Source organism: Streptomyces sp. NBC_01622, assembly GCF_045209635.1.
Taxonomy (GTDB): Bacteria; Actinomycetota; Actinomycetes; order Streptomycetales; family Streptomycetaceae; genus Streptomyces.
In genome coordinates, this window is the sequence record NZ_CP109293.1 from 3,026,444 (window position 1) to 3,044,942 (window position 18,499).

At 69.3% G+C, this 18,499-nt stretch carries 18 protein-coding genes; 3 read left to right on the forward strand and 15 right to left on the reverse strand.

The annotated features are described in order from the left end of the window. Positions 1-40: 40 nt before the first annotated feature. The 3 genes from OH768_RS13615 to OH768_RS13625 are packed head-to-tail and all read right to left on the reverse strand — an operon-like array spanning position 41 to position 1,896. Positions 41-199 (reverse strand): hypothetical protein, encoded by a 159-nt coding sequence (locus tag OH768_RS13615; RefSeq protein WP_406453408.1) that lies wholly within the window; start codon positions 197-199, stop codon positions 41-43. Between the two features lie 57 nt (positions 200-256). Further along, on the reverse strand, positions 257-1,132 hold the full coding sequence (locus OH768_RS13620) for a hypothetical protein (protein WP_406453410.1): 876 nt from the start codon (positions 1,130-1,132) through the stop codon (positions 257-259). Continuing rightward, positions 1,045-1,896, reverse strand: a complete 852-nt coding sequence (locus tag OH768_RS13625) for a hypothetical protein (RefSeq protein ID WP_406453412.1) — start codon at positions 1,894-1,896, stop codon at positions 1,045-1,047. The genes OH768_RS13620 and OH768_RS13625 overlap by 88 nt, the downstream gene beginning before the upstream one ends. A 76-nt stretch (positions 1,897-1,972) precedes the next feature. Here OH768_RS13625 and OH768_RS13630 point away from each other — a divergent pair, with 76 nt between their 5' ends. Further along, positions 1,973-2,101 (forward strand): hypothetical protein, encoded by a 129-nt coding sequence (locus tag OH768_RS13630; RefSeq protein ID WP_406453414.1) that lies wholly within the window; start codon positions 1,973-1,975, stop codon positions 2,099-2,101. A gap of 1,167 nt (positions 2,102-3,268) precedes the next feature. On the opposite strand, the gene OH768_RS13635 is transcribed toward OH768_RS13630, so the two are convergent. The 12 genes from OH768_RS13635 to solA all read right to left on the reverse strand — a co-directional run bounded on the left by OH768_RS13635 (position 3,269) and on the right by solA (position 16,409). Further along, positions 3,269-4,561, reverse strand: a complete 1,293-nt coding sequence (locus tag OH768_RS13635) for an NAD(P)/FAD-dependent oxidoreductase (RefSeq protein WP_406453415.1) — start codon at positions 4,559-4,561, stop codon at positions 3,269-3,271. Between the two features lie 49 nt (positions 4,562-4,610). Further along, complete coding sequence (locus tag OH768_RS13640) at positions 4,611-5,276, reverse strand: haloacid dehalogenase type II (protein ID WP_406453417.1); 666 nt, start codon at positions 5,274-5,276, stop codon at positions 4,611-4,613. A gap of 82 nt (positions 5,277-5,358) precedes the next feature. Continuing rightward, positions 5,359-6,297, reverse strand: coding sequence for an aldo/keto reductase (locus tag OH768_RS13645; RefSeq protein WP_406453419.1), 939 nt, complete (start codon positions 6,295-6,297; stop codon positions 5,359-5,361). Further along, positions 6,294-7,748: an aldehyde dehydrogenase family protein gene (locus OH768_RS13650; protein ID WP_406453421.1), complete on the reverse strand. Its 1,455-nt coding sequence runs from the start codon at positions 7,746-7,748 to the stop codon at positions 6,294-6,296. The genes OH768_RS13645 and OH768_RS13650 overlap by 4 nt, the downstream gene beginning before the upstream one ends. Then, positions 7,745-8,698 carry a succinylglutamate desuccinylase/aspartoacylase family protein gene (locus OH768_RS13655; protein WP_406453423.1) on the reverse strand — a complete coding sequence of 318 codons (954 nt, stop codon included), beginning with the start codon at positions 8,696-8,698 and terminating at the stop codon, positions 7,745-7,747. The genes OH768_RS13650 and OH768_RS13655 overlap by 4 nt, the downstream gene beginning before the upstream one ends. A 38-nt stretch (positions 8,699-8,736) precedes the next feature. Then, complete coding sequence (locus tag OH768_RS13660; RefSeq protein ID WP_406453425.1) at positions 8,737-10,146, reverse strand: aminotransferase class III-fold pyridoxal phosphate-dependent enzyme; 1,410 nt, start codon at positions 10,144-10,146, stop codon at positions 8,737-8,739. Further along, positions 10,143-11,012, reverse strand: coding sequence for an ABC transporter permease (locus OH768_RS13665; protein WP_406453427.1), 870 nt, complete (start codon positions 11,010-11,012; stop codon positions 10,143-10,145). Before OH768_RS13665 ends, OH768_RS13660 begins: the two co-directional genes overlap by 4 nt. Continuing rightward, positions 11,009-11,929 (reverse strand): ABC transporter permease, encoded by a 921-nt coding sequence (locus OH768_RS13670; protein WP_406453429.1) that lies wholly within the window; start codon positions 11,927-11,929, stop codon positions 11,009-11,011. Before OH768_RS13670 ends, OH768_RS13665 begins: the two co-directional genes overlap by 4 nt. A gap of 2 nt (positions 11,930-11,931) precedes the next feature. Continuing rightward, on the reverse strand, positions 11,932-13,065 hold the full coding sequence (locus OH768_RS13675; protein ID WP_406453431.1) for an ABC transporter ATP-binding protein: 1,134 nt from the start codon (positions 13,063-13,065) through the stop codon (positions 11,932-11,934). Continuing rightward, positions 13,058-14,161 carry an ABC transporter substrate-binding protein gene (locus OH768_RS13680; RefSeq protein WP_406453433.1) on the reverse strand — a complete coding sequence of 368 codons (1,104 nt, stop codon included), beginning with the start codon at positions 14,159-14,161 and terminating at the stop codon, positions 13,058-13,060. Before OH768_RS13680 ends, OH768_RS13675 begins: the two co-directional genes overlap by 8 nt. A 108-nt stretch (positions 14,162-14,269) precedes the next feature. Beyond that, positions 14,270-15,268: a succinylglutamate desuccinylase/aspartoacylase family protein gene (locus tag OH768_RS13685; protein ID WP_406453435.1), complete on the reverse strand. Its 999-nt coding sequence runs from the start codon at positions 15,266-15,268 to the stop codon at positions 14,270-14,272. Between the two features lie 4 nt (positions 15,269-15,272). Further along, positions 15,273-16,409 carry an N-methyl-L-tryptophan oxidase gene (solA, locus tag OH768_RS13690; protein ID WP_406453437.1) on the reverse strand — a complete coding sequence of 379 codons (1,137 nt, stop codon included), beginning with the start codon at positions 16,407-16,409 and terminating at the stop codon, positions 15,273-15,275. Positions 16,410-16,689: 280 nt separating this feature from the next. Here solA and OH768_RS13695 point away from each other — a divergent pair, with 280 nt between their 5' ends. Both OH768_RS13695 and OH768_RS13700 read left to right on the forward strand, forming a co-directional pair. After that, positions 16,690-17,436: an IclR family transcriptional regulator gene (locus OH768_RS13695; protein WP_406465257.1), complete on the forward strand. Its 747-nt coding sequence runs from the start codon at positions 16,690-16,692 to the stop codon at positions 17,434-17,436. 292 nt (positions 17,437-17,728) lie between these two features. After that, entirely contained in the window at positions 17,729-18,472 is a 744-nt protein-coding gene (locus OH768_RS13700) for an IclR family transcriptional regulator (protein ID WP_406453439.1), read from the forward strand. Positions 18,473-18,499: the final 27 nt, after the last annotated feature.

Sequence of the window (18,499 nt, forward strand, 5' to 3'; positions counted from 1 at the left end):
CCCTGAACGAGCGAAAGCGCCGGATCAGAGCAGGCGCCTTCTAAGCACCTGCTCCCACCGCGATCACCCGCGCGCTGGCAGCACGCTCGATCAGCGTGTCGAGCCGACAATCCGCCAGGCTGCCCGCGTACACGCCGTCCGCGAGCGCGATCTCGCCCCAGCCCTGCTTGCCGCAGGCATCGACTCCCAGCACCTCCATACCGCCCCACCCTCGCGCAAGGAGCGCAGCCTACCGTGATCGCGCCGGCCGCCCCGGTCAGCCGTTCGCACCGAGGACGTCACCGAACGCGTCCGCATGGGCCTTCAGCGCTTCTCGGGCGAACGTGACGCCCAGGTCCACGACCTGCCCGATCGTCAGATCGGGTACCGGGATGCTGCGGTAGACGAAGTCGGGGGCGAATCCGCTGAAGGACAGCGGCTGATGCGGGGCGACGCCGGGACGTTCGGGTCCTGTGTCACCGAGCAGGTCCCGCGCCCGGTCGAAGCGGAAGTAGTCGCCGAAGGCACGCGCCCGGCCTTCGCGGACCGCCCGCCGCTCCTCGCCCTTGCCGTGCCCGGGGCCCGCGCCGGTCAGATACACGAGACGGAACTGGCCCTCCTGGATCTGCCAGCCGAAACCGGGCCCCGGGCAGGCGGTGAACATCTCGACGATGCCCTGGCCCCGGCTCATCGCGGTACGTACCACGATTGCCTCCCGCTCGATCTCTCCCGCCAGCTCCGCCCGGATGCGGTTCGTGGCGTGCAGGCAGCGCATCTTCTGCACCGTCGCGTCCAGGCGAGCGGGCCTGAGAATCGCGGCAGCCTCCTCGGGAAGCAGCAACGGCTCCGAGTCGGCGGGCGTACCGACCTCGGCGCTCAGGCTCACGAGTGTTCCGATCAGGCCGAGCCAGCGCTCGAACACGTCGGCGCCGAAGCGGTCCGCCCCGCGCAGCTCCGGAAGGCAGGGACGCAGCGCGGCACACATCTCGTCGTAGCCGTGCCAGTGCCACGCCGTCCCGGCCGGTGTCGTCCACGTCCGTCCCGGCCATCCGGGATCGAGCAGGCTCAGCAGCACCAGGACGGGACGGTCGAGCCCGTGCAGCTTTCCGTCGGCGTAGGCGTCCAACTGGTCGGTGTCCGGGAGCGAGAACACCTTTTGGCGGAGCCGTTGGCCCTCCGGACCCCAGAGACGATCTTTTCCAAGGGGAGGGCATCGTCGTGTGCGTCGTCGACGATCACCAACAGACTGCCCGTGCTCGGCAGTTCCCTGAACGAGCCCGGACCGATGGCGGAGTCGGGGCCAAGCACTCGTACTTCGACAGCGGGATCTGCCTCGCGCAGCGCTTCGCACAGGGCCGTCACGATCTTCGTCTTCCCGACTCCGGCCCTGCCGATGAGGAGCGCGACGCCTCCTTGCTCGTTCCTGGCAAACGGTAAGAGGCCATCCATCGTCTGCGCACGCCCGACGAGTCGCCAACGATGCGAGTAGACCGCACCCTTGTTCACATGGCGAAGGTAGTCGTCGGATTTCATCCAAGGATCCGGCTCCGCAGGCCCGTTCTGCTGGATCACGACCTGCGTGCCAACCACATCGCCCAGAAAGACCCCACCCCGGAAGTCGATGTGATCCCCTCGATACCAGCTCTCCGCGCTGCCCGGCGTATGCCGCTGCATAGCATCCGCGACCGCTTGCGCGATGTGCGGATCGGCGACGAACAAGTCTGCCAACCGGTCGGCCCAGGATCGCACCGCCTCCTGCCGGGCGGGCTGGGCAGCCGCCTCGGCAAGCACTTGCGCGGAAGGGCTCGGGTCCTGTGCCAGCGCCCGCGCCAGTTCCTCCACCAGCCGGCGCCCGGCCTCCCCTCCGGCACCTTCGGCCAACGCCGCCAGCAACGCCGTCGGCAACACCTCGTCCATCTGACCCTTCCCCCCGTTCTACACAACCGGCCCACCCGGAGTCGCAAGTCAACGGTAGAGGTTCAGGACGCACCGCGTGCCGGCCTGGCTCACGACAGACCTGCACGGCGAGGCCAACCACCGCCAGCACCTCCAGCAGCGACAGGGCGACGAGCAGCCCACCACCCGGTCCGCCGACGCTCGCACCCCCAAGACTGACGAATAGGCACAGATCCTCTGCTCGGGCCAGGACAGCGCAGGCCCCCAAGCCGCAACTACAGCGAGCAGGACCGTATTACGCACCGCAACACCGACGTACCAGGGGATCCGCCGAGGGAAGACAACACCCTGAAGCCCTACAAGCACCGGACTCCGCAGACGTTCCGTCAGCACCACCACGCTGACACGTCAGCACAGAAGATCCCTCCGATAGCACTTCAGCAGGTCGGAGGATGCGCGCAGCGGAGCCCAGGGGAGTCGAACCCCCGACGCATTGCACTCATTTGGACTGCACCGCTCAAGACTTCACATGCGATGCACCACAAGCAAACGAAGACCCCTGGGGGCCTACGCCGGGGTTCACGCAAATGCTCGGCATCACGAGATCCTCAGCGAACACGCTCGGCCGGACCACGTGTCAGCCTGCCTGACCAGCAGCGCAGCACGACTGACACCCCATCAGAATGAGCGTCAAATGAGCGTCGCGAGCGTCATTTCAGCGTCAAGATATCGCCCGTAACGCCCACACCGCACATAATGCGCACCCACAAAACCGCAGGTCAGGACACCTTGGCCACCGGTTCAAGGATGGCAACGCACTCCACATGATGGGGCATCGGAAAGGTGTCGGCCTGGACGAGTCATAAAAAAAGACCAGGTCAGAGGCGGTTTATCTGCCCGTAGTCCCGCGTGCGGAAGCTCGGAGCGTCAAACGAGCGTCACGACCCTCAATCCATCCTCGCGCTTCGCGGCAGATGAGGCCGCCGCGACCAGCCCTTCTGCACGAGTTCGCTGCCGATCACTCCGGACGCGGCATCATGCCCCGCGCCACTTCCGCGATGGCCACAATGAGGGCATGGCAGCCAGCCCACAACACCCCACCTCCACGCAGAGCGAACAGTCGGGCGAGGTCGCTGTCGACCTCGCGCTGTACCGGGAGAAGTACCGGCGTCGGCTGCCGGAATCTCTGGACGAGCTGCACGGTCCGGACCAAGGTGTCGTGGACCTACCGCGGCACCTGACCTGGTCCGGGATGACCTCATACAACCTCGGCAAGCCCCGCAGTCGCCCCGCCGAACGCCTCACTTGGGGAGCGGGCGGTCCCGTGTCCGCGGGGGCTCTCCACGACCGCATCGCGGAAAACCCCCGCGGTGTCGCCACTGTGGGCAGCGGGTCAGCGCAGGCGGTCCTTGGCCTTGTAGTAGGCGCCGCCGAAGGGCAGGAACCACGGGGTGCCGTTGTAGAAGGGGACCGGGACCTTGGGGAAGCCGAGGCCGCGCAGCGGGTTGGCCTCCGGCTTGCCGTCCATCATCTCGGCGACCGCGCGGCCCATGTAGGTGGCCATCTGGACGCCGTGACCGCAGTACCCCATGGAGTAGTACAGGCCCTTGGCCCCCTCGGCCTCGTCGGCATGCGGGAGGCGGTCCCAGGAGAAGCCGACCATGCCGCCCCACACGTAGTCGACGCGCACGTTCGCCAGTTGCGGGAAGATCTCGGTCATCTCCCGCTTCAGGATGTCGCCGCTCTTGACGTCGGAGGCGGGGTTGGAGGGGGCGAACCGGGCCCGGCCGCCGAAGGCGAGACGGTTGTCCGGGGTGAGGCGGAGGTAGTGGCCGATGTTCTTGGAGTCGACCACCAGGCGACCGTTGGGGATCAGTTCGCGGGCCCGCGCCTCACCGAGAGGTTCGGTGACGATGATGAAGCTGCCCACGTTGATCAGCCGCTTGCGGAACCACGGCAGCGCCTTGTCGGTATAGGCGTCGGTGGCGGCCATGACCTGCTTGGCGCGGATCGTGCCGTGCAGGGTCTCCACGTCGAACCCGCCGCCCGGCAGGCGGGTGAGGCCGGTGGCGGCGTTGCGTTCGTGGATCTCGGCGCCGGCGCGTTCGGCGGCCTCCGCCAGGCCGTGGACGTACTTGCCCACGTGCAGGGCGGCGCTGAGCGGGTCGAGCAGGGCGCCGTGGTAGTAGTCCGAACCCAGTTCCGACTTCAGCTCACTGCGGCTCAGGAGCTGGGTCTCGTGGTCGAAGTTGTCGGCCAGGTCGCGCTGGGTGGCCTTCATCGCCTCGAAGTGCTGCGGCTTGTACGCCACGCCGAGGCGGCCCGCACGGTGGAAGTCGCAGTCGATCTTCTCGGTGTGAGTGAGCTCCTCGACGACGTCGACCGCCTCGCGGAACGCGCCGTACAGCTCACGGGCGCGCTCCTGGCCGAAGCGCTTGCGGGCCTCGCCCGTGCCGATGGTGATGCCCTGGGTGCACATGCTGCCGTTGCGCCCCGAGGCGCCCGAGCCGACCTTGTCCTTCTCGACGAGGACGACCCGGGCGCCCTTGCGGGCGGCGTGGTAGGCGGTGGACAGACCGGTGAGGCCGCCGCCGATGACCACTACGTCCGCCTCGTCGGGCAGCGCCTTGCCGGAACGGTCGGGCAGGGCTGGAGCGGTGTCGAGCCAGTAGGGGATCTGCTTCATGACGTGCGTCCTCTGTGTTCTGTCTCTGTGTGCTTGAGGTCCCGGCCGGTCAGCAGCCGAGCAGCTTCGGCAGGCCCGACAGGTCGGTCAGCTCGTCGTAGGGCTGGTAGTCGGCGCTGCCCTTGCGGCCGTAGCGGTTGATCCACACCCGCCGCTTCAGGCCGAGGTCACGGGTCGGGATGTGGTCGTACTCCCAGCCCTGGGCCGTGTGAATCACCTGCGACGGCTCGACGCCCATGGTGTTGAAGGCGTGCTCGAAGGTCTGGCGGTCGGGCTTGTAGGCGCCGGCCTGCTGGGCGGTGATGACGTAGTCGAACTCGACGCCGATGTTCTCGACGTTCCGCGCGATCAGGTTGTCGTCCGTGTTGGAGATGATCGCGATCTCGTAGCGCGACTTCAGCGCGCGCAGGGCGTCCGGGACCTCGGGGAAGGGGCCGAAGCTGGGGACGGCCTCGACGAGGGCGTCGCCGTCGGACGTGCGGTACTCCAGGCCGTGCAGACGCATGGCGTTGCGCAGGCTGGAGTGCAGGACCTCGTGGTAAGGGCGGTATGCCTCCAGGACGGCCTGGAAGCGCATGACGCGGAAGTCGTCGAGGAACTCGTCGACGTCCAGGTTGTCCAGGTCCATCCGGTCTTCCAGGACCTTCAGGGTGGTGGGGCCGAGCTGGAAGTTGATGAGGGTGGCGTAGGCGTCGAAGGTGACGATCTCTCGCATGGGGTTCAACCTCGTTTCAAGAGAGAGACTCTCGCTGCGTGGGATGCGGGTCGCGAGTTGTGGCGTGCAGGCTTCGGGGGGGTCAGACGATGCGTTCGCCGGGGGTGACGATCGCGTCCAGGCCGGCCAGGTCGGCCGCGTCGGGGATCCAGCCGGCCGCCGCCGCGTTGGCGGTGACCTGTTCGGGGGTCATGGCGCCGCAGATCACGGAGCCGACGGCGGAGAGGGCGGCCAGGCCACCGACGGCGACCTGGAGCAGGGTCAGCCCGCGTTCGGCGCCGTACTCCGTCAGCGCCTCCACGCGGTCGAGGGCTTCGTCGGTGAGCCAGCCCTGGCGCCAGGACAGGCGGCTGCCGGCGGGTGGCTGCTCGCCGCGCCGGTACTTGCCGCTGAGCAGGCCGTTCGCGAGCGGGTAGTAGGGGAGAAGACCGATGCCGTGCCGAAGACAGGCGGGGATCAGGTCGGCCTCCACGCCGCGGTCCAGCAGGTGGTAGCGGGCCTGGGTGCTGACGAACGCCTCGGACAGGTCCTCGGGCGGGAGGTTGGAGCAGCCGAAGTAGCCGATCTTCCCCTCGTCGACCAGTTCCCGCAGAGCGGAGATCGTCTCGTCGAGCGGGGTGACGCCGTCCGGCTCGTGGTACTGGAACAGGTCGATCCGGTCGGTGCCCAGGCGGCGCAGCGACGCCTCCACGGCGTACCTGATGTAGGCGCGTGCACCGCGCCGGCCGTACTGGTCGGCCTCCGGCCCCATCTCCATGCCGAACTTGGTGGCCAGCACGACCTGGTCGCGGTGGCCCTTGAGGGCGGCACCGAGGAGCCGTTCGCCGTCGCCGCGGGTCCCGCCCTGTTCGCCGAAGCCGCCGTACATGTCGGCCGTGTCGAACAGGGTGATCCCGGCGTCGAGGGCGGCGTGCACGACGGCCTTCGTGCCCTCCTCGTCGAGGCGGGAGCCGAAGTTGTTGCCGCCGACGCCGACCACGGAGACGGTCGGTCCGCGCTCACCGAGGGTGCGGTATCTCATGACCGGTCCCCGAATCCGATGCATACGTTCTTGGTCTGCGTGTAGCTGGCCAGGGCTTCCAGGCCCTTCTCCCGGCCCCAGCCGCTGTGCTTGTAGCCGCCGAAGGGGAGTTCGATACCGGTCCCTGCGCTGGTGACGTTGACGTAGACCTGGCCGGCCCGGATGCCGTCGGCCAAGGTCATGGCCTTGTCGATGTCGCGGGTCCAGACGTAGGAGGCGAGGCCGTACGGGCTGTCGTTGGCGATCTGGAGGGCCTCATCGGCGCCGTCGAACTCGATGACGGTGACGACGGGGCCGAAGATCTCCTCGCGGGCGCAACGGGCCTGGTTCGTCAGGCCGGTGAGGACGGTCGGCTCGATGTAGTAGCCGTCGGCCAGCTCCGGGGCGGAGGGAGCGCCGCCACCGACTCGCGCGACGGCGCCCTCCTGCCGGGCCAGGTCCAGGTAGCCCAGCACCCGGTCGCGTTGCCGGGCGGCGACCAGCGGGCCGATGTCCGGGTCCGTCAGGCCGGGTCCGATGCGCAGGGTGGCGATCTTCTCCACCAGCCGGTCCAGGAATTCCTCGGCTCCGCGCTGGAGCAACAGCCTCGTGCCGGCCGAGCACATCTGGCCGGCGTTGCTGAACGACCAGCCGAGGACGGCGTCCAGCGCCAGGTCGAAGTCGGCGTCGGCGAAGACGATGAACGGCGACTTGCCGCCCAATTCCGTGACGGAGGGCACCACGTTGGCGGCGGCCGCCTGGGCGACCTTGATGCCGGTCGGCACCGAACCGGTGAACGTGACCTGGTCGATGTCCGGGTGACCGGCCAGGGCCGCACCCGTCTCCGCGTCACCGGGGACGACGTTCAGCACACCCGGCGGCAAACCGCACTCGAGGGCGATCCTGGCGATCTCCAGCGGGGTCAGCGGAGCCTCGGGCGACGGCTTCAGCACCACCGTGCAGCCCGCGGCCAGCGCGGGGGCTGAGCCCCTCGCGGTGTTCTGGAGCGGGTAGTTGAACGGGATGATCTGACCGGAGACGCCGATCGGCTCACGGACGGTGTAGTCGACCAGACCGGGCCCGAGGGGGATCGTGGTGCCGCCGAGCTTGTCGGCGATGCCGGCGTAGAACTCGAAGTAGCGGGCGGCACTCTCGACATCGGCCTTGGCCTGGCGGAGCGGCTTGCCGACGTCCTGGCTCTCCAGGCGGGCCAGGCGTTCGCCCTGGTAGCGGATCGCCTCAGCGATCCGGTACAGGATCCTGCCCCGGTCGGCGGCCCGCATTCGGGCCCACTCGGGCGAGGTGAAGGCCGCTCGAGCGGCGGCCACCGCTTGGTCCACGTCCGCCGCACCGGCCAGCGCGACCTGGGCGATGGCCGTGCCGTCCGCCGGGTCGACGACGGTGAAGGTACGCCCATCGGCGGCGGGGACCTGCTTGCCGTCGACGAGGAGCAGCTGGAGGTCGGCGGTCATGGCTGGATCTCCCCCAGCACCTCGCCGAAGATGACGACCTCGTCGCCCGGCCGCACGGTGCGGATCCGGCGGACCCAGAGCACGGTGCCATCCTGCGGGGCGCGGACCTCCTCCAGCGTGTTGCCGTAGTGGTCGACGATGTGGGCGATCAGGTCGCCTTCCTTGCAGGTCTCGCCCGGCTCGGCGTGGCCGAGGAAGAAGCCGCCGGCCGCGGAGCGGGCGAAGGTGCCGGAGACCGTCGTGTAGCTGTCGCGCAGTTCCACGTTGCCGTCGATCATGCCGAGCTTGCGCATGATGTTGTGGATCGAGTGGATGTGCAGCTCGACATTGGACTCGCGGTAGGTGCCACCGCCGGCCTCGATGGTGATCGCGGGCTTGCCCGCCGCGAGGGTGGGGTGGCGGACCGTGCCGCCCCACTTGCCGCCCTTCCAGACCAGCTCGTGACCGGCGGCCAGCGCCAGATCCGTGGCCAGCTCCTCGTAGCCGCCCTGGAGGATGACGAGCGGCGCGATCTCGCCGAAGGTGCCGCCGGTGTGCAGGTCGACCAGGGCGTCGATGGCGGGCACGACCTGCTCGACGAAGGTGGCGGCCAGGCGCAGGGAGTACGAGCCGTCCGCGTCGCCGGGGAAGATCCGGTTGAGGTTGAGGTAGTCCAGGCCGCTGGTGCGGGCCGCTGCCTCGAAGGCCGGGGTGTTCATGCAGGGGATGCCGACCAGTGTGCCGCGCAGAGTGGCAGGGTCGATCTCGGCGAGGACACGGCGGATGGCCTCCTGCCCGTCGTACTCGTCACCGTGCACACCCGCGTCCACGCACAGCACCGGACCGTCCTCGGCACCGTTCACGACGATCAGCGGTATGCCGAGCTCAACGCCGTAGCTGCTGGTGCCGACCGGGATCAGGCCCTGGGCTCGCTCGCCGGGGGCGACAGTCAGCGGACCGATGGAATACATCAGAGGGTTCCTTTCGAAAGCGGGTTCACGGACGTGGATCAGAGGCGGTGGGACGCCTCGTCGAGGGTCTCGGCGAGGATGTCGGCGATACGGTCGAGCAGGTGACGGTCGCTGATCAGCGGGGGCGCGATCTGCACCAGGGGGGCGGCGCGGTTGTAGACGCGGGCGAGGAGGCCGGCCTCGCGCAGCCGGCACGGGATCAGATCGGCGATCAGGTCAGCCCGGATGGTGTCGCTGAATCCGCCGCCGTCGAGGTCGCCGACGAGTTCGCAGGCGTAGAAGAATCCGGCGCCGCGGACGTCCCCGACGATCGGCAGGTCCGCGAGCGAGGCCATGCGCCGGGCAAGGTGGTCCTGGTGACCGCGGACGTTCTCCAGGATCCGGTCCCGCTCCATGATCTCCAGGCTGCGCAGGGCGATCGCGGCACTGAGCGGGTGTCCGGCGAAGGTGTAGCCGTGGTTGAGGACCGTGCCGGGCCGGTTGATGACCTCGGTGACCTGGTTGCTGACCAGGGTGGCGCCCATGGGGGCGTAGCCGGCGGTGATGCCCTTGGCGACGGTGACCATGTCGGGGCGGGAGCCGTACAGGTCGCCTCCGAACCACTCCCCCAGCCGCCCGAACGCGGTGATCACCTCGTCCGCGACAAGGAGGAAACCATAACGGTCGGCCAGCGCCCGCAACCCGGGCCAGTAGCCCTGGGGCGGAGTGATGCAGCCGCCGCGGTTCTGCACCGGCTCGGCGATCAGCATGGCGATCGTCTCCGGGCCCTCGGCCAGGATCGCGGCCTCCAGCTCGGCTAGCAGGTGGGTCGCGTACACGTCGTCGTCGGCGAACTCCGGCGCGAGGCCGAAGCGGTTGGTGTTGGACACGAAATGGGTGTCGATGGCGCCGGGGCCGTAGGGTTCCCGCAGCCCGGGGTCGTCGGTGAGGGAGAGGGCACCGATGGTCAGGCCGTGGTAGGCGCCACGGCGGGAGATCGCCTTGACGCGGCCCGGTTCCCCGCGCAGGGCGTGGTAGCGCCGAGCGATCTTCCAAGCGGTCTCGACGGCTTCCGCTCCGCCGCCGGAGAAGAAGGTGTGCTCGACGTCGACGGGCGCGATCCGCGAGAGCCGCTCGGCGAGTTCGATCGCCGTGGGGTGCGCGGACCCGGACCACAGCGGACTGAAGCACAGTTCGCGCAGCTGCTTGTCGGCGGCCTCGGCGAACTCGGGGGCGTAGGAGTAGCCGATCTGGCAGCAGTAGAGGCCGGACAGGCCGTCGATGTAGCGCTTGCCGTCCGCGTCGTCGATGTACGGGCCCTCCCCGCGCTGGACGACGAAGAGGTTCTCGCCGTCCGACCCGAGCGAACCGTTGGGGGTCATGTTGAGCAGGAGGTGTCTGGCCGCGGTGGCGGACAGTTCACCGACGGGCTTGCTGGTGCTGGTGCTGGTGCTGGTGCTGGTGGTCATGATGCGGTCTCACTTCCGGCGGGGAGCCCCACTCCGGGTTCTGTGGGCAGCAGGCCGTCCTGCTTGCCGGAGCCGCTGAGCTTGCGCACCACTCCGACGAGGGCGAGGGCCACTACGGCGACCGCGATGAGGATCGCGCTGACGGCGGTCACCGACGGGTCGACGTTGTACTGGAGGACGTTGAACACCTGGACCGGAAGGGTCGTGGTGTCCACGGAGGACAGGAACTGCGAGATGAAGAACTCGTCGAAGCTGGTGATGAAGGCGAAGATCCCGGCGGCGACCAGGCCGGGCATGGCCAGCGGGAGGGTGATGCGGCAGGCGATGGTCAGACGGCCCGCACCCATGCTGGCCGCCGCGTCCTCCAGGCGTTCGTCGATGCCCTTGAGCGTGGCCATGAGGATCATCACGGCGATCGGTGAGGCCAGCACGGTGTGCCCGAGGGCGATGGCGACCGGGCTGCCGAGCATCGAGGCCGGCTCGAAGAGCAGGAACAGACCAAGGGCGACGACCACCTGGGGGATCACCAGCGGGGCCAGGACCAGTCCGTAGACCGCCGAGCGCAGCGGCAGTTCGCTGCGGACCAGGGCCGTGGCCGCCGTCATGCCAAGGACCAGCGAGAAGACCGTGGTCATCGCCGCCACCAGCGCACTGAGCGACAGCGCGGCGGGCCACTTGCTGCCGGCGGCGAACAGCTGCTTGTACCAGCCGAGCGTCCAGGACTCCGGCGGGAAGGAACCGAAGGCGTCCTTGCCGAAGGAGGTCACGACGATGACGACGATCGGCATGGCCAGGAACAGCAGGATCAGCGTGGAGAACACGGCCAGCGTGATGCGCCCGGCCAGGGTGGAGCGGAGCTCGATCATGACGCCGTACCCCGATTCCGAAGGGCCTCGCCGGCCGACTTCAGCAGTCTGAGCAGCAGCAGTCCGGCGAAGGTGAGCAGCAGCAGGATGATGCCGAGCGCCGAGGCGCCGTTCCACTGGTTCTGCTTCATGACCTGTTCGTCGATGAGGGAGGCGACCATGGTCTGCTTCTCGCCGCCCATGAGGGCGGGGGTGAGGTAGTAGCCCAGGCAGAGGATGAAGGACAACACGCCGGCGTTGACCAGGCCGGGGGCCACCAGGGGGACGTAGACCCGGCGGAAGATAGTGATCCGGCCGGCGCCCATGCTGGCCGCGGCGGCGAGCAGCCGCCGGTCGATGCCCTTCATCACGGCGTACAGCAGCAGCACGGTGTACGGCAGCATCACGGCGGTGGTGCCGATGACGACGCCGATCTCGTTGTAGAGCAACTGGAAGGGTGCGCCCGGGAAGTGGATGTCCGTCAGGACGTTGTTCACCACGCCGTTGTCACCGAGCAGGATGATCCAGCCGTAGGTGCGCACCAGAGCGCTGATGAAGTGGGGGACGACCACCACGATCATCGCCAGGCCCGCCCACAGGGGCTTGAGCCGGGAGATCGCAGAGGCCAGCAGGAAGCCGATGACCAGGGCGAGCAGGGAAGTCTCGGCGGAGATCCGCAGGGTGGTGAGCAGGATCTCCAGGTTGGCGCCCTGGAACGCGTCCGCGTACCAGTGGAGGGTGAGGCCGCCGTTGTCGCCCTTCAGGCTCAGCATCAGGGTGCTGAAGATGGGATAGACGAAGAGGATCAGCAGATAGACGACCACGGGCGTGGCGTTGAGTAGTCCGAAGCGGGTGCGGCGGTCGGACAGAGCGTGGCCCAGTCGTTTCTTGCGGGGCACCGGAGCGGCGGAGCCGGATACGGGGGCGAGCACGGCCATGGTCAGCCCCCGTGTTCCGCGTCGGGAAAGACGCTGACATTGGCGGGGTCCGCGGCCATGTCGACCCGCTCGCCGAGGGCGGGGGCGCGGCCGGCGGGCAGTTCCAGTCGTATGAGTTCGGTGTCCGTACCGCCGAGGGGGCGCACGGTGACCCGGACCAGGGTGCCGACGTAGGTGACCGTCTCGACGGTCCCGGTACAGAAACCGTCGCCGGCGGGACACAGTGCCAGCCGGCCGGGCTGGACTGCCGCGCGGACGCGAGCCCCCTCGGATCCCGCCTGCGGACGCGCCTTCAGCGCACCGCCGCTGTCGAGCCGGACGAGGGTGTGGCCGGAGGTCTGCTGCTCCACGCGGCCCGGGAGGAAGTTGGCGGCGCCGAGGAAGTCGGCGACGAACGGAGTGCGGGGCCGCTCGAACAGTTCCTGCGGGGTGTCGAACTGGTCGATCCGCCCGTCCCGCATCACCGCGATCCGGTCGGAGAGGACCAGCGCCTCTTCCTGGTCGTGCGTCACATAGATAACGGTCAGGCCGAGTTCCTGCTGGATGCGCTTGATCTCGGTCTGGAGCTGGTCGCGCAGCTTCTTGTCGAGGGCGCCGAGCGGCTCGTCCATGAGGATGACGGGCGGGCGGTAGACCAGGGCCCGGCACAGCGCGACGCGCTGCTGCTGGCCGCCGGACAGCTCACGCGGCCGGCGCCGGGCCATTGCGGACAGACCGGCCATCTCCAGGGTCTCGCCGACCCGGCGGCGCAGCTCCGCCTTCGGCACGCCGCGCAGTTGCAGGGGGAAGGCCACGTTCTCCCACACCGTCATGTGCGGGAACAGCAGGTACTGCTGGAAGACGAAGCCCAGTCCGCGCTTCTGCGGGGCCAGGCGGCTCACGTCCCGGCCGCCGACGACGATGCTGCCGGAGTCGGGCTCGCAGAACCCGGCGATCATCATCAGGGTGGTGGTCTTGCCGGAGCCGGAGGACCCCAGGAAGGTGACGAACTCGCCCGCAGCGATCTCCATGGAGACCTCGTCGACGGCGGTGACGCCGCCATAGGTCTTTCGAAGTCGCGTCACGGACAAGGGTTTTCCACTGCCGGCCAGGGTCTCCGGCCGAGTGAGCGAGGGCATCACGTCGATCTCAGGCATGCGTCCACTCCTGCCAGCGCTTGGACACGGCGTCCTGGTTCTTGATCCACCAATCGACGTCCAGGTCGAAGCCGGTCTCCAGGTGCTTGGGCGAGCTGCCCAGGTTCGCGGCGGTGGTGGCGGAGAACTTCTTGTAGGCGCCGGGCACCGACGGGGCCATCGGGTAGATCTCGGCGTAGGCGGCCTGCACCTCGGGGCGCAGCGCGAAGTCGATGAGCTGGTAGGCGGCGTCGAGGTTTGCGGCGCCCTTGGGGATGCCGAGGGCGTTGCTCTGCCGACGGGCGCCGTTCCACTGGTAGGCGAGCGGTGCGCCGCCCTTGATCAGGGCGTCCAGGCGGCCGTGCCAGACGCTGGAGGCGTCGACCTCCTTGCGGCCCAGCAGCACGCCGGGCAGGGCGCCGGTGTCCCAGAACTTGCGGACGTGGGGCTTGATCTCGCTCAGGACCTTGAAGGCGCGGTCCACGTCGAGGGGGTAGAGCTTGTCCAGGGCCACGCCGTCGGCGAGGAGGGCGAACTCCAGCTCGGGCAGGTCGGCGTCCAGGGCCTGGAGGGCTCGGTTGCCGGGGAACGCCTTGGTGTCCCAGAAGTCGGCCCAGGAGGAAGGTTTCTGCTTGCCGAAGGAGTCGGTGCGGTAGGCCATCACGCTGGCCCAGTAGTTCTTGCCGACCGCGTTGGAGGTGACCAGGGTCTTGGCTATGCCCGCGTTCTTGAAGTTCTTCAGCCGGTCGTAGTCCAGGTCCTCGGTCGCGCCCTGCTGCTTGAAGAGGACGAAGTCGGCCATCGAGTCGTCGATGACGTCGAACTGCGGGCGGCCCTGCTTGATCTGGGCGAGCATCTGGGCGTACTCGATGTTCACCACCTTGACCTGGATGCCGGTCTCCTTGGTGAACGGCTCGTAGATCGCCTGCTGGTTGGCGTCGCCGTAGGAGCCGCCGCTGTTGCGCACGACGAGCGTCTTGGAGCTCTTGCCGCCGCTGCCGACGGACCGGCTGGTGCCGGTGCCGCAGGCGCTGAGCGATGTGGCGGCGGCGATGCCTGCGGCAACGCCGCCTGCGCCGCGCAGAAACACTCTGCGGTCGATCCGAAAGTCCTTCACCGGGTGCCTCCTGGTGGTGCGGTACGAGGGGAGAGGATGCGGGTGGGGTGCGGGCTGGTGCGGTTGCTCGTTCTGGTCGTGCGGGGAGGGGTTTTGCAGGGGGTGGGGTCAGTGGTCGCCGGAGTCCCGGGGGGCTGGGGCGGCGATGGCTGCCAGTTCGGCGCCGGGGGCGACGGTGAGACCGCGCATCCCGTAGAAGATCCGTCCGGTGGCGAGGGTGTGGACCTTGTGCTCCTGGCCGTCGGCCGGGTCGATGACGTGGCCGATGACCTGGCCGGCCGTCACGTCGTCCCCGGCGGTGAACTCCGGGTACCAGAGGCCGCTGTTCTCGGCGGTGACGCCCGCGGCCCAGACCCACTCGCGGACCGGCGACGCGGGGTCCTGGGGCCGTGTGTCGAGGACTTCGAGTCGGCTCAGCACCCCGTACAGGCCGCCGACCAGGCGCCGGGCGGCCTCCGGGTCGCGTTCGCCCAGCTGCCCGGTCTCGACGAGGATCGCCGGGATGCCTTGTCGGGCGGCGGCCGCGTGGCTGTTGCCGCCATCGGCATTCATGCCGAAGATGACATCTTCGATGCCGAGGGCGCCTGCCATGTCGGCCGTCTTACCGTCGAGTTCGGAGTCTCCGGTAAGGCGGTAGCCCACGAAGTCCTTGAGGACCTCGTCGATGCCGCCGGAGTGCAGGTCGACGTAGGCGTCGGCGCCTTCGACGAGGTGGGCGAAGAGCCAGGCGGCCAGCCGCTCGGTGGGGCCGCCGTCGGGGTCGCCGGGGAAGACGCGGTTGATGTTGACGCCGTCGACCGGGGAGACGCCGAGCCGTCCCTGGTACACCGCCGACGGGTTGGCAACCGGGCAGACGACGACCTGGCCGTGCACCTCGCCGGGTTCCAGCAGGGCCGCGAGCCGGGTGGCCGCGTCGATGCCGGTGAACTCGCCGCCGTGCACGCCTGCCGTGACGAGGACGCGGGGGCCGGGGTGGGCGCCGTTGACCAGGGTCAGCGGGATGTCGACGGTGAGGGTGCCCAGGTCGGCGGGGACGGTGCCGCGGACCTTGCTGCCGGGATCGGCGCTCAGGGCGCCGACGGACAGGGAGCTCTTCGTCGAGGTCATGGCGTCACGCCTCCGTTCGGTCGAGGGTGGACAGGAAGTCGATGGGCTGCGGCGAGTTGCCTTCCAGCGCCAGGTCGGCGGCGATGTCGCCGAAGGCGGGCGAGAGCTTGAAGCCGTGGCCGGAGAAACCGGCGAGCAGGACGACGTTCTCGGCGCCGGGCAGCGGACCGACCAGCGGGCGGCTGCTCTCGGTGTAGCCCTCCATATAGACGGAGAGGCGGGTCGGATCGGGGTTCAGGTCCGGCATGTGACGCCTGATCAGCTCGGTGAAGATTTCCAGTTCCTCGGGCTCGACGGTCCGGTCCAGCTGGTTCGGGTCACCGGCGGGGCGGTGCAGGGCGCGGGAGAGGCCGAGCTTGACGGAGACGCCGTCCGGGGAGGGCAGGCCGTAGCAGTGCGTGGGCGCGGTACGGATGAAGGCGGGGCGCTCCTCGCCGAACCAGGCGTCGGTGGTGGGCACGTACCAGGCGCTGATCAGCCGGCGGATGTCCACCTCCCAGGGCAGATCGGGCAGCAGGTCGTTGACCCAGGGGCCGGGGGTGACGACGGCCGTGTCGAAGTGCTCGCTGCCGGCGTCGGTGCGGATCTCGACGCCGTTCGCGAGGGGGACGATCTCGCGGACCGCGGTGTAGCGGTGGATGCGCGCGCCCAGCTCCTCGGCGCGGCGGGCGGCGGTCTGGATCGACAGCTCGGGGCGGATGAAGCCGGCCCTGCGGTCGAGTACGGCCGCGTCACCGTCCTCGATACGGAACTGCGGGAAGCGCTTGGCGAGCGAGTCGGCGTCGAGCACCTCGTGGTCAAGGCCGTGCTCGGCGATGGACTGAAGGACCGTGGCCATCTGCTGGTGACCGGTGGGCCCCATCAGCAGGCATCCGGTGAGGCTGCGCAGTTCGCGGCCGGTCTCCTGCTGGAGTCGCTCCCACAGGGCGTCGGCGTGCTGGAGCAGCGGTACGTACCGGGAGTCCTCGAAGTGGGCGCTGCGGAAGATCCGGGTTTCGCCGCCGGCGGCGCTGCGGTCGTGGCCCGGGGCGAAGCGGTCGTAGCCGACCACCTCGGCGCCACGGGCCGCCAGGCGCCAGGCGGCCTGGCTGCCCATCGTTCCGACGCCGACGACGGCGACGCGCTTCCTGGCAGCTGACACGGGGCTTTCCTTTCGTTTCGCCGGGGCGCATGCTGGCCCCCGACGTGAGGCTGATCGATTCGAGGCGGTCTGGGCGGGGCTGGGGGCTTCTCTGCGGCCCAACAGCTCGGTGCCGCCCGCATCTCGGGGTCCGGCTCACTTCGGCGGGGCCCCCCGGAAGCCGTGCCACATTGTGGAACGCCGTGCTAGAATCTGGCACGAGAATGGCAGGGCGACGAAAGGGAGTCAAGAGGGTGTCCATAGAGAACTCCGAGGATTAACGGGGGGAAATCGGATGGAAATGAAGAGCGTCACCAGATCACTGCGCATCCTGGAGGCGGTCGCCCAGCACCAGCCGGTGACCGTCGGGGAGCTGACGAAGCTCTTCGGCCTCCCGAAGTCCACCGTGCAGCGCACCCTGGTCACGCTGGCCGAGGCGGGGTGGCTGCGAGCCAACCGCAGGGACACCACCCGCTGGGAGATCGGCGCACGGGTGCTCGCCGTACGCCCCGCCGCCCTGCAGGGATCCAGCCTGTTCGCCGCCGCCCGCGAACCGATGGTGCGGCTGCGGGACAAGGTGAACGAGACCATCCACCTGTCGGTGCCGGACGCCCTGCAGTGCATGGTCGTGGTGGACCGCGTCGACTGCGACCACGCCGTGCGGACCTTCCACACCATCGGCGACACCTCACCCCTGCACGCCACGGCCACCGGGCGCGCCGTCCTCGCCCATCTGCCGAAGCAGGACGTCGAGGAGTTCATCGCCCAGGGGCTGGAGCGCTACAGCGAGACGACACCGGTGGACGCCGAGGATCTCCGTGCCGAGCTGCGCCGGATCAGCGCCGACGGCTACGCGGTCAACCGCAACCAGTACCGGCCCGACGTCTGCGCCATCGCCGCGCCCGTCCTCGACGAGGACGGCACGCCGCTGGCCACCGTCGCCATCTCCATGCCCGACTCCCGGTACGACGAGGACCAGCTGCCCGAATGGGGCCGCCTCGTCGCCGACACGGCCGCGGAGATCACCGGGCGCCGCCTGGGCGCCTGAGCAGGAAGCGGGGATCAGCCCCGCAGGAACGAGGGCCCGCTCCCACGCCCGGGAGCCGGCCCTCGGCACGTTTCGCGCCAGGCCCAGCCCTGTACCCGGCCAGGGAGAGGCCCGGGCGCAGGCGCCGGATCCGCATTCCGCCTCTGCGCCGGTCCGATCTCCGGACAGGACTGCGTGCCGCATTGTGGGACGCCATGCTAGATTCCGGCACGAGCATGCCTTCGGCTCCGGGAGCGAGTCAGGAGGTGAGTCCGACGACGTCTGCAGAACCCCCGGGGGCCCGGCAATGGAAATGAAGAGTGTGACCAGATCACTGCGCATCCTGGAGGCGGTCGCCCAGCACCAGCCGGTGACCGTCGGGGAGCTGACGAAGCTCTTCGGCCTCCCGAAGTCGACCGTGCAGCGCACCCTGGTCACCCTCAACGAGGCGGGCTGGCTGCGGGCCAACCGGACAGACACCACCCGCTGGGAGATCGGCGCACGGGTGCTCGCCGTACGCCCCGCCGCCCTCCAGGGATCCAGCCTGTACGCCGCCGCCCGCGAACCGATGATGCGGCTCCGCGACGCGCTGAACGAGACCATCCACCTGACCGTTCCGGACGCCCTGCACTGCATGGTCGTGGTGGACCGCGTCGACTGCGACCACGCCGTACGCACCTTCCACGCCATCGGCGACACCTCACCCCTGCACGCCACGGCCACCGGGCGCGCCGTCCTCGCCCATCTGCCGAAGTCCGAGGTCGACGAGCTCACCGCGGGCACGCTGGAGGGCTACGGCGAGGAGACCATCACCGACCCGGTAGCTCTACGCGCGGAGATACGCCGTGTAAGAGAGCGCGGATACGCCGTCAACCACAACCAGTACATCCAAGGTGTCTGCGCCATCGCGGCACCCGTCCTGGACGGTGACGGTGTGCCGCTGGCCGCTGTGGCCATCTCCATGCCCGACTCCCGCTTCGATCCCGACCGGCTCGCCGAGCTGGGGCGGCGGGTGACGGACACCGCGGCAGAAATCACCGCCCGCCACCTGGGCTGAGGACAGCGCCGAGCACGTCCCACCACC

Excerpts from the sequence above, each read along its gene's own strand:
- OH768_RS13615 (WP_406453408.1), bottom strand. The coding sequence starts at position 199 with ATGGAGGTGCTGGGAGTCGATGCCTGCGGCAAGCAGGGCTGGGGCGAG.
- OH768_RS13625 (WP_406453412.1), bottom strand. The coding sequence starts at position 1,896 with ATGGACGAGGTGTTGCCGACGGCGTTGCTGGCGGCGTTGGCCGAAGGT.
- OH768_RS13635 (WP_406453415.1), bottom strand. The coding sequence starts at position 4,561 with ATGAAGCAGATCCCCTACTGGCTCGACACCGCTCCAGCCCTGCCCGAC.
- OH768_RS13640 (WP_406453417.1), bottom strand. The coding sequence starts at position 5,276 with ATGCGAGAGATCGTCACCTTCGACGCCTACGCCACCCTCATCAACTTC.
- OH768_RS13645 (WP_406453419.1), bottom strand. The coding sequence starts at position 6,297 with ATGAGATACCGCACCCTCGGTGAGCGCGGACCGACCGTCTCCGTGGTC.
- OH768_RS13650 (WP_406453421.1), bottom strand. The coding sequence starts at position 7,748 with ATGACCGCCGACCTCCAGCTGCTCCTCGTCGACGGCAAGCAGGTCCCC.
- OH768_RS13655 (WP_406453423.1), bottom strand. The coding sequence starts at position 8,698 with ATGTATTCCATCGGTCCGCTGACTGTCGCCCCCGGCGAGCGAGCCCAG.
- OH768_RS13660 (WP_406453425.1), bottom strand. The coding sequence starts at position 10,146 with ATGACCACCAGCACCAGCACCAGCACCAGCACCAGCAAGCCCGTCGGT.
- OH768_RS13665 (WP_406453427.1), bottom strand. The coding sequence starts at position 11,012 with ATGATCGAGCTCCGCTCCACCCTGGCCGGGCGCATCACGCTGGCCGTG.
- OH768_RS13670 (WP_406453429.1), bottom strand. The coding sequence starts at position 11,929 with ATGGCCGTGCTCGCCCCCGTATCCGGCTCCGCCGCTCCGGTGCCCCGC.
- OH768_RS13675 (WP_406453431.1), bottom strand. The coding sequence starts at position 13,065 with ATGCCTGAGATCGACGTGATGCCCTCGCTCACTCGGCCGGAGACCCTG.
- OH768_RS13685 (WP_406453435.1), bottom strand. The coding sequence starts at position 15,268 with ATGACCTCGACGAAGAGCTCCCTGTCCGTCGGCGCCCTGAGCGCCGAT.
- OH768_RS13695 (WP_406465257.1), top strand. The coding sequence starts at position 16,690 with ATGAAGAGCGTCACCAGATCACTGCGCATCCTGGAGGCGGTCGCCCAG.
- OH768_RS13700 (WP_406453439.1), top strand. The coding sequence starts at position 17,729 with ATGAAGAGTGTGACCAGATCACTGCGCATCCTGGAGGCGGTCGCCCAG.